This window comes from Streptomyces sp. NPDC089424, from assembly GCF_044749345.1.
Classification (GTDB): domain Bacteria; phylum Actinomycetota; class Actinomycetes; order Streptomycetales; family Streptomycetaceae; genus Streptomyces.
Genome location: NZ_JBIVHU010000014.1, coordinates 84,676 through 91,608 on the forward strand (window position 1 = coordinate 84,676; position 6,933 = coordinate 91,608).

The 6,933-nt window shown below is 67.9% G+C and carries 10 protein-coding genes; all 10 read right to left on the reverse strand.

Going from position 1 to position 6,933, the window contains the following annotated elements:
* Positions 1 to 82: 82 nt before the first annotated feature.
* On the reverse strand, positions 83 to 745 hold the full coding sequence (locus ACIP2X_RS38210) for a hypothetical protein (RefSeq protein ID WP_401683139.1): 663 nt from the start codon (positions 743 to 745) through the stop codon (positions 83 to 85).
* On the reverse strand, positions 742 to 1,086 hold the full coding sequence (locus tag ACIP2X_RS38215) for a hypothetical protein (protein ID WP_401683142.1): 345 nt from the start codon (positions 1,084 to 1,086) through the stop codon (positions 742 to 744). Before ACIP2X_RS38215 ends, ACIP2X_RS38210 begins: the two co-directional genes overlap by 4 nt.
* Before the next feature lie 16 nt (positions 1,087 to 1,102).
* A complete protein-coding gene (locus ACIP2X_RS38220) occupies positions 1,103 to 1,411 on the reverse strand; it encodes a hypothetical protein (protein ID WP_401683145.1) in 309 nt (102 codons plus the stop codon).
* Positions 1,412 to 1,485: 74 nt separating this feature from the next.
* Entirely contained in the window at positions 1,486 to 1,671 is a 186-nt protein-coding gene (locus ACIP2X_RS38225) for a hypothetical protein (RefSeq protein ID WP_401683148.1), read from the reverse strand.
* Between the two features lie 10 nt (positions 1,672 to 1,681).
* Positions 1,682 to 2,014 (reverse strand): hypothetical protein, encoded by a 333-nt coding sequence (locus tag ACIP2X_RS38230; RefSeq protein WP_401683151.1) that lies wholly within the window; start codon positions 2,012 to 2,014, stop codon positions 1,682 to 1,684.
* A gap of 180 nt (positions 2,015 to 2,194) precedes the next feature.
* Positions 2,195 to 2,440 carry a hypothetical protein gene (locus ACIP2X_RS38235; protein ID WP_401683154.1) on the reverse strand — a complete coding sequence of 82 codons (246 nt, stop codon included), beginning with the start codon at positions 2,438 to 2,440 and terminating at the stop codon, positions 2,195 to 2,197.
* 125 nt (positions 2,441 to 2,565) lie between these two features.
* Positions 2,566 to 3,123 (reverse strand): hypothetical protein, encoded by a 558-nt coding sequence (locus tag ACIP2X_RS38240; protein ID WP_401683157.1) that lies wholly within the window; start codon positions 3,121 to 3,123, stop codon positions 2,566 to 2,568.
* 226 nt (positions 3,124 to 3,349) lie between these two features.
* Entirely contained in the window at positions 3,350 to 3,613 is a 264-nt protein-coding gene (locus ACIP2X_RS38245) for a hypothetical protein (RefSeq protein WP_401683160.1), read from the reverse strand.
* Between the two features lie 848 nt (positions 3,614 to 4,461).
* Positions 4,462 to 5,589 carry a ParB/RepB/Spo0J family partition protein gene (locus ACIP2X_RS38250; protein WP_401683163.1) on the reverse strand — a complete coding sequence of 376 codons (1,128 nt, stop codon included), beginning with the start codon at positions 5,587 to 5,589 and terminating at the stop codon, positions 4,462 to 4,464.
* Positions 5,586 to 6,749, reverse strand: a complete 1,164-nt coding sequence (locus ACIP2X_RS38255; RefSeq protein WP_401683165.1) for a ParA family protein — start codon at positions 6,747 to 6,749, stop codon at positions 5,586 to 5,588. The genes ACIP2X_RS38250 and ACIP2X_RS38255 overlap by 4 nt, the downstream gene beginning before the upstream one ends.
* Positions 6,750 to 6,933: the final 184 nt, after the last annotated feature.

The window sequence follows — 6,933 nt, forward strand, 5'->3', positions numbered from 1 at the left end:
GTGCTCCGCTGTTTGTGCTGGTGGATGGTGATGAGGAGTGCGGTGGTGGCGCCGATTGCGGCGGCGATGCTGTCGGGCCAGGTCACGGCGGGGGGACCTTCGTCGCGTTGGCGCGGAGGTTTTTCAGGCCGTTGATGTCCTGGGTGGTGTACTGGTGGCCGCGGGTGAGGGTGCGGTAGCCGCCCCAGATGTCGCCGCGCATGAGGGGGGCCGGGCTGGTTGTCCACGTGGTGGGGTGGGTGAGACCTGCGGAGTGGGCGAGTTCGTGGCTGACGACTTGCCGGCGGTAGATCTCGTTGGATCCGGCGACGGTGGCTTTCGTCCAGTTGGTGAGGGCGAACGTGGCGCGGGATCCGTTGGCGGCACCGGTGAGGGTGGGGCATTGGGTGCCGGTGGATCGGGTGACGGCCGAGGTGAGCCGCATGATGATGGTCCGGCCGGTGGGGCAGGTCGTTGTGCCCTTGGTGATGGTGGTGGTGACGCGGAACGTGACGCCGGTGTGCTTGTACAGCTCGGTGGCGGTGCGTTTGGCGTGGGGGGTGAGCTGGGTGCGGGACGTGGTGTCGTAGAAGACGACGGTCCAGGAACTACTGCCGAGGTAGCGGATGCCGTTGCCGGTGGCGATCTTCCAGCCGGTGCCGGTGTACACCTGGTGGGCGGTGGCGGGGTGGGCGCGGCCGGGGGCGGCTATGACGGCGCCGACAGCAGCGGCGGTGACGAGGATCGCGGCGGTGCGGGTTCTCATGACGCTGTCCTCCGGCGGGGCCGGCGGGGCGTGCGGCGGGTGGAGGTCTCGCGGCCCTGCTTGCGGGCCAGCCACGTCTGCGCGTCCTCGGCCTGGGCGTTGACGGTGGCGATGTGCGAGTTGAGGATGCCGCGGACGGTGTTGCCGTAGCCGCAGACGTAGTAGTTCGCGGGGACGACTCCCTCGGGGGCGGCGTCGAGCATTTCGTCGGCGCGGCGGACCAGGTCCTCGATGTCCTCGCCGGCGGCGTGCTCGTCGTAGGCGTCGGCGACGCCGAGGCAGTAGAAGGGGTCGCTGGCGAAGGGGCTCTGAGCGGCCGCCTCGGGGGTCATGGTGGTCATGGCGTTGGGTCCCTTCTCAGGCGACGGCGTTGGCGCAGTCGGCGTCGATCTGGTCGGTGTTCAGGGCGAGGGCGTGGACGCGGACGGTGGTGCCGTTGCCGTGGTCGGTGGTGGTGTGGAGGGTCCAGAGGCAGACGCCAGGTCCGGCGTTCTGGAAGGTGATGCGGCCGCCGAGGGCCGTGTACCAGGCGGTGAGGTCGTCGAGGCCGGCGGTGAAGACGTGGGCTTCGGTGCCTTGTTCGGTGATGCGGCCGTGGGGGAGGGCGTTGAGGTCGGCGGCGGCTTCGGCGCGGATGGCGGGGCTGAGGGGCCGGATGGGCTTCACCGTTGGTGCTCCTGGGGGTTGGCGTCCCGGCCGCGCAGTGCGGTCGTCATGCGCGGCCGGGAAGTCTGGGTGGGTCAGGCGTTGCGGTCTTGCTGGGCGCAGTACTCGCAGAGGTCACGGCCGCCGCGCTTGCAGACCCAGCCGTCCCGCTTGGCGTCACGTCGGGCCTCGCCGACGGTTTGGGCTGAAGGCACAGTGCTGTTGTCCAGCGGCTGGTGACAGCCGTCGCAGAAGACGAAAGCGCGCATGAAGGCAGTCATGGTGGGCTCCTCAGGCGGTTTCGCGGTGGCGGTCGGCGCAGGTGGGGCACTGGTGGCGGCCGAGGTTGTAGCCGTCGCCGGACTCGATGCAGTGGGCGTCCGCGTGGTCGGGGTTGAAGATGACGGGGCACCAGCAGCGGCAGGCGCACTTGCGGATGTGGTCGCCGTAGGGGAGGTCGAGGCCGGCGGTGATGCCGGCGAGGACCATCAGGGCGAGGTATTCGCCGTTGGTGGCTGCGTGGTCGGCGCGCTCCATGTACTGGTCGAAGCGGTCCTGGACGTCCTCGGAGAGGGCGTTGTAGTCGGCTTCGGGGCGTGTGTGGGCGTGCGTCATCAGGGCCACGGGGTGCTCCGGGGGGTCAGATACGCGTTGTCAGGCCCCAGTTGGGGGGTCTGCGGTGCTTGATGTCACCACAGTAGCCCTATCGGCATGGCAGTGCAATGCCAATGCCGATGTGGATATGAGAAAGCCCCGGCCCGCGGGGTACCCGGGCCGGGGCTAGCTGGGAGGCTGCTCCTTCTACTACTGCACGCCGACGGTTTCGCGGCGGTCGATCTCCTTCGCGTGCACCTCCAGGAGGTCACTCCAGGAAGCAACGTCCTCGCGGCCCGCCCGTTCAACGGTGACGCCGTGCTTGACGGCCCACCGCTTCAGGGTGCGGGCCTTCACCTCGTACTCGGGTCCGCACTCGGCGAAGAGTGCGGCGGCCTCGTGGAGGGAGACGAGGTCAGTGGCGAAGGCGTAGGGGCTGTGGACGGTGATGGCCATGCGGCCTCCCGGGTCGGGCGGCCATCGTTCGCAGCTCCGGCGGCCGACATCGGGCGGACTTCATCAGTCCAGTTGTGTGCGCAGTGTGAAGTTGTTGATGCTGGGTGAGACTCGTATGCCCGCGATTAGGTTGCACGCACTCGCACAGATTTTTGCCGGTCTTCGATCTGGGCGTGGGCGAGGCGGGCGAGGGTCCAGCGGTGGGACAGCCCGTCCTTGGTGAGGCAGCGGGCGTTGGTGCAGATGGCCCGGCTGATCTCCCGTTTCCAGAACAGGCCAAGGGTGCGGCAGGCGGGGCAGCGGATCGGGCGTACGACTTTCGTGTCGCCCATGGCGATGGCGTGTTCGAGGTGCTGCCGGTAGACGATGGTGTCGCGGCGCTGCTGCACATCCTGCGGGGCGTTCTTGGTGTTCTCCGCGCACCACTCGTAGACGGCTTCGACGCGTGGCGGGAGCGTCCCGGCTTCGGGGTTGGCCTGGCGGGTGTAGTCGGCGAGTTCGGCGACGGTGGCGTCGATGTGGTCGACGACGGTGAGGTTCGCGGGGGCGCCGGCGTGGACACGGGTGGGGCGGGCTTCGGAGGCGATGTACGAGTGGCCGGCGGGGCCGGTGACGGGATGCGAGCGGAAGAACTTGCTCAGCTCGGCGAGGCTTTCTGCGGCTGCTTCGTCGTCTCTTCGCATGGCGTCCCCGTCCCGTCGTGGCCCCGGGGCGCGGGACGTCCGTACATGGGTGTGCGGGGCGCGCGCCGGAGGCCGGAGATGCTGTTCCGGTTGTTTCCGGACGCCCCATACTGGCACGCGTGTGGCCCGAGTTGAACGGATTGTGTCAAACGATCAGCAGGGAGTGTCGGGGTGTTCGGGGCTGACCCTAAGTCAAAGGGTACGAACCTCTGGCATATGCGCACATTCAGAGGAGGCGGGGTGCCGCCTTCATCCCTTCGACCAGAGCCTCCAGTTTCGCGAGCTGGTCGCCGTTGATGATGTCCTGCGCTTCCGCGCCCTCGAGGGCGCGCCCGACGATGGTCAGGGTGTGGGTGAAGACGAGTGCGGTGTCGTCGTCGGTGAGGGTCTTCCCCGCAGCGTTGAACGCTGCTTCCATGTCGTCGGCGATCCGCTCGTGCGGGGTGCGTTCGACTGGCCTGCGTACGGGATGGTGGGTGGGGTCGCTCATCCTCGCCCCCCGCCTGTTGGTGCCGGACGTCCCTGTGACGCGCCGGTTGATATCGATTACGGCCGCGACGCCCGTCCGGTTCACGCAGGGCGGGGTGGGGGTGGCCGGCTCTGCTGCGGACATAGGGGTAGCCCCCAATTCCTCCGGCAGATATCGGGAAGGTCGCCACCCGTCGGGTCGGCGGTCGACGGGCAGCCCCGTCGTGCGGCTGCCAGTCCGCACTGCGGGGATGCCACTGTGACATTGATTTACGGCTGGGTGGGAGAACCAGCCGAGATTTGATACACCGTTGAGTCCGCTGGTGTACAGATCCGGCCTATCCGGTCACGGGCGGCAACCTTGGATCGGTTTCTGTCGTTGTTGCCGGGTTCCGGATGCCCAGGAGCCCCTGCTTCCTGGTCCGGGGGTCGTGGTGTTGCCGACATCGGTGCGGGACCAGCAGTGGGGGTGTGTGGGTGTCGCGGGCGCGCCCGTCAGATGACGCGATTGTAGTCCGGGACGTTGCCATGGAGGGCAGGAACGTTGCCATCCGCCGGCTTCGGTTGCCGGTGGCGGGTTGTCGGGTGGGGTCGCCGTGTGCCGGGGTGTGGCGTCTGGAGGGCTGCGAACCTCGCAGGGCCGTACCCCGGCTGGGCGGCCGCCACCCAGCGGTGTGGGGGGTCGGCTGTTCCATCCCAAGCTGCATACATGCATGTGGGGAAGGGTTTCACGAGACGTGCACACGATCGACGGACACGAAACCGACACAACCCAGCGCATATTAGACAGGTAGTCAATAGTTTCTGGCTGCACGAAAAGAAGGGCCCCGCGCCCTGCCCGGAAGGCAGAGGTGCGGGGCCCATGGTGGGTCAGGCGGTCGGTGCGGATCGCTTCTCTGCGACCTCGTCCACGATCTCCTGGTAGGTGTCAGGATCCAGTTCGGAAGCCCTGAGCATCATGTTGTGCAAGATGGCGAGATAGTCACCCCAACTCGCTTTCTTCTCAAGGAACATACAAGCCTCGCCCGGGTTGTCGTACGGGAACCGAGCTGGGGTCGCGCTCTCCGCACTGAGGGCTGGCACCTCCGGTGTTGCCGCCTGCGCTGGCACCGACGTGGGCCGGGCAGACTGCTTGCTGGGGGGTGTCGTGGGCTCCGGCACCTCGACTGGCGTCTCCTGACCCGCGGCTGGCGCGGCAGACCCGGCGGGCGCCGCCGGGGAAGTCTCCGGGATTATCACGCCGTGATAATCCGCGGGCCCGGCCGCCCGCTCCACCACCGACGCCGGGCGAGGCTCCGGCTTCTGCCGGGCAGCCTCCGCGCGCTCGTCGGCCTTCGCCTTCTGCTCCTGAGGGGACAGCTTCCCAAGGTTGCGGACATGCTCGACCTTCCGCTCCCCAGTCATGAGGTCCTTCTGCAACTCCGGCGCCAGCTTGAGCAGCGACAGCTTGCTGGAGATGTTGGCCTGCGAGATACCCAGCCGCTTGGACGCCTTGATCTGCGACCCGTAGTACTCGACGAGCTGCTTCAGAGCGTGGGCTTCCTCAAGGTCGGTCATGTCGTCGCGGTGGACGTTCGCGATGAACGCGGCCTCGAGGAGGGCTTCGTCGGTGGCGACGCGGGAGTTGTCGACACGGACGGGGATGATGGCCAGGCCGACACGTCGGGACGCCTCAAGGCGGCGGTGGCCGTCGACGACGACGTACTGGGCGCCGTCGTCCAGGTCGCCTCCGCGGTCGGGCCTGTCGCGGAGGTAAGCGTCGACGGTGGCGACGACGATGGGCAGGATGATGCCGACCTCGCGGACGGCTTCGACTGTGTCATCGAGGTTGCGGAGGTGGTTACGCGGGTTGTCGGGGTTGTCGCTGATGACGGTGACCGGCAGCTCTGTGATCGCTGCGGTGGTGTCCTCGCCCCCTATGCTGCGGATGGCGTTGCGTCGGGCGCTGCGGACCGCTCCGAACGACGGTGCCGGCCCGAGGGTTTCGGCTTTGCTCACCTGGTGGCTCCCCTCGCTACCTGCCGCATGGCTTCCGCCTGGTCGCTGTACGGGGCGTACGACAGCAGCGGCATCCTCTTGCGGACTGCTTCTCGCTGTTCCTTCAGGTCTCCGATGACGGCCAGGACGCGGGGGTCGCCGACGGCGTTCCAGCTGTCGAGGGTGGAGGTGGCGACGTAGCCGCGGCGGGAGTCGTACAGGTTCACGACCAGGCCGAGGTGGTCGATTTCCAGGGACAGGTCCTGGCAGAGGTCTTCGATCTGCTGGGCGAGCATGCTGTATGCGGTCATCGAGGAGTCCTCGGCGAGGACGGGGATGATGACGCCGGAGACGCCGGCGGTTTCGCTTCGGCGGCGGCGCCCGTAGTAGAGCGCGGCGTCCATGGCGATACCGAGGCTGGGCGGGCAGTCGATGATGATGACGTCGTAGTCGGCTTCGAGGGGGCGGAGCGCCATCTCGAGGGCGGCTTCCTTCTGGAAGCCGCGCTTCTGCGTGCCGACAACTGCGATCTTCGCGTCAAGGAGGAAGCCGTCGAAGCAGGCGGGCAGGACGTGGAGTCGCTTCTCGAACCGCTTGTCCTCTATCACCACGACCAGGTCGCGAAGGTCTCCTTCGCCTTCGCCGCACATGTGGGAGACCAGGCTGTCGTGGTCGGGTTCGATCTGGGGAACACCGAGCTGTTCGCTCAGGTGTCCTTGGGGGTCGAAGTCGACGATGAGGACGCGCTTGCCGGATTCGGCGTAGGCCTGGCCGATGCCCGCGGAGACGGCGGTCTTCCCGACGCCACCCTTCTGGTTTCCGACGATCTTCCGCTCGGGTTCGGTGGGGCGGCCGGCGTCCTGCGGGGAGGGGTTGGTGTCGAGCCAGTCCCGGACGGACTGAGCGAGGCCCTGGGTGTAGGAGACGCCCCGGTCGGTGCAGGTCGTCTTGAAGTCCTCGTACAGGCCGGGCGGGAGCCATGTGGAGAAGGACTTGGCGCCGGCGGTGTCGACGTCGGGGCTGGTGCTGGTGGAGGTCCGCCAGCTGGTGATGGCCGCCTCGACGGCGTCCTGGATGTCCAGGCTGAGTTCGGCGGCGCGGACCTTGAGTGCTTGTTGGAGCGCCGAGGGCAGCTTGGACGCCACCTTTTCCCGGTCTCCGTCGGGGTATGGAGAGGCCATGGCGTCACCTTACTGACCTCTGTGGTGTGTGTGGCACCCGGTTCACGGGTTCTGATGCGGTTTCACCCGGTCGGGGGCCGCGGGGATTATCACGCCGTGATAATCCGGGCCGGGCTGCTGGAGGGGTCCGCGATTATCACGGCGTGATAGTTGGCGGCCGGGCTCACGCGGGGCGGTGGATTAT

Coding starts and splice junctions, on each gene's coding strand:
- ACIP2X_RS38225 (WP_401683148.1), bottom strand. CDS start 1,671: ATGACTGCCTTCATGCGCGCTTTCGTCTTCTGCGACGGCTGTCACCAG.
- ACIP2X_RS38240 (WP_401683157.1), bottom strand. CDS start 3,123: ATGCGAAGAGACGACGAAGCAGCCGCAGAAAGCCTCGCCGAGCTGAGC.
- ACIP2X_RS38215 (WP_401683142.1), bottom strand. CDS start 1,086: ATGACCACCATGACCCCCGAGGCGGCCGCTCAGAGCCCCTTCGCCAGC.
- ACIP2X_RS38210 (WP_401683139.1), bottom strand. CDS start 745: ATGAGAACCCGCACCGCCGCGATCCTCGTCACCGCCGCTGCTGTCGGC.
- ACIP2X_RS38255 (WP_401683165.1), bottom strand. CDS start 6,749: ATGGCCTCTCCATACCCCGACGGAGACCGGGAAAAGGTGGCGTCCAAG.
- ACIP2X_RS38245 (WP_401683160.1), bottom strand. CDS start 3,613: ATGAGCGACCCCACCCACCATCCCGTACGCAGGCCAGTCGAACGCACC.
- ACIP2X_RS38235 (WP_401683154.1), bottom strand. CDS start 2,440: ATGGCCATCACCGTCCACAGCCCCTACGCCTTCGCCACTGACCTCGTC.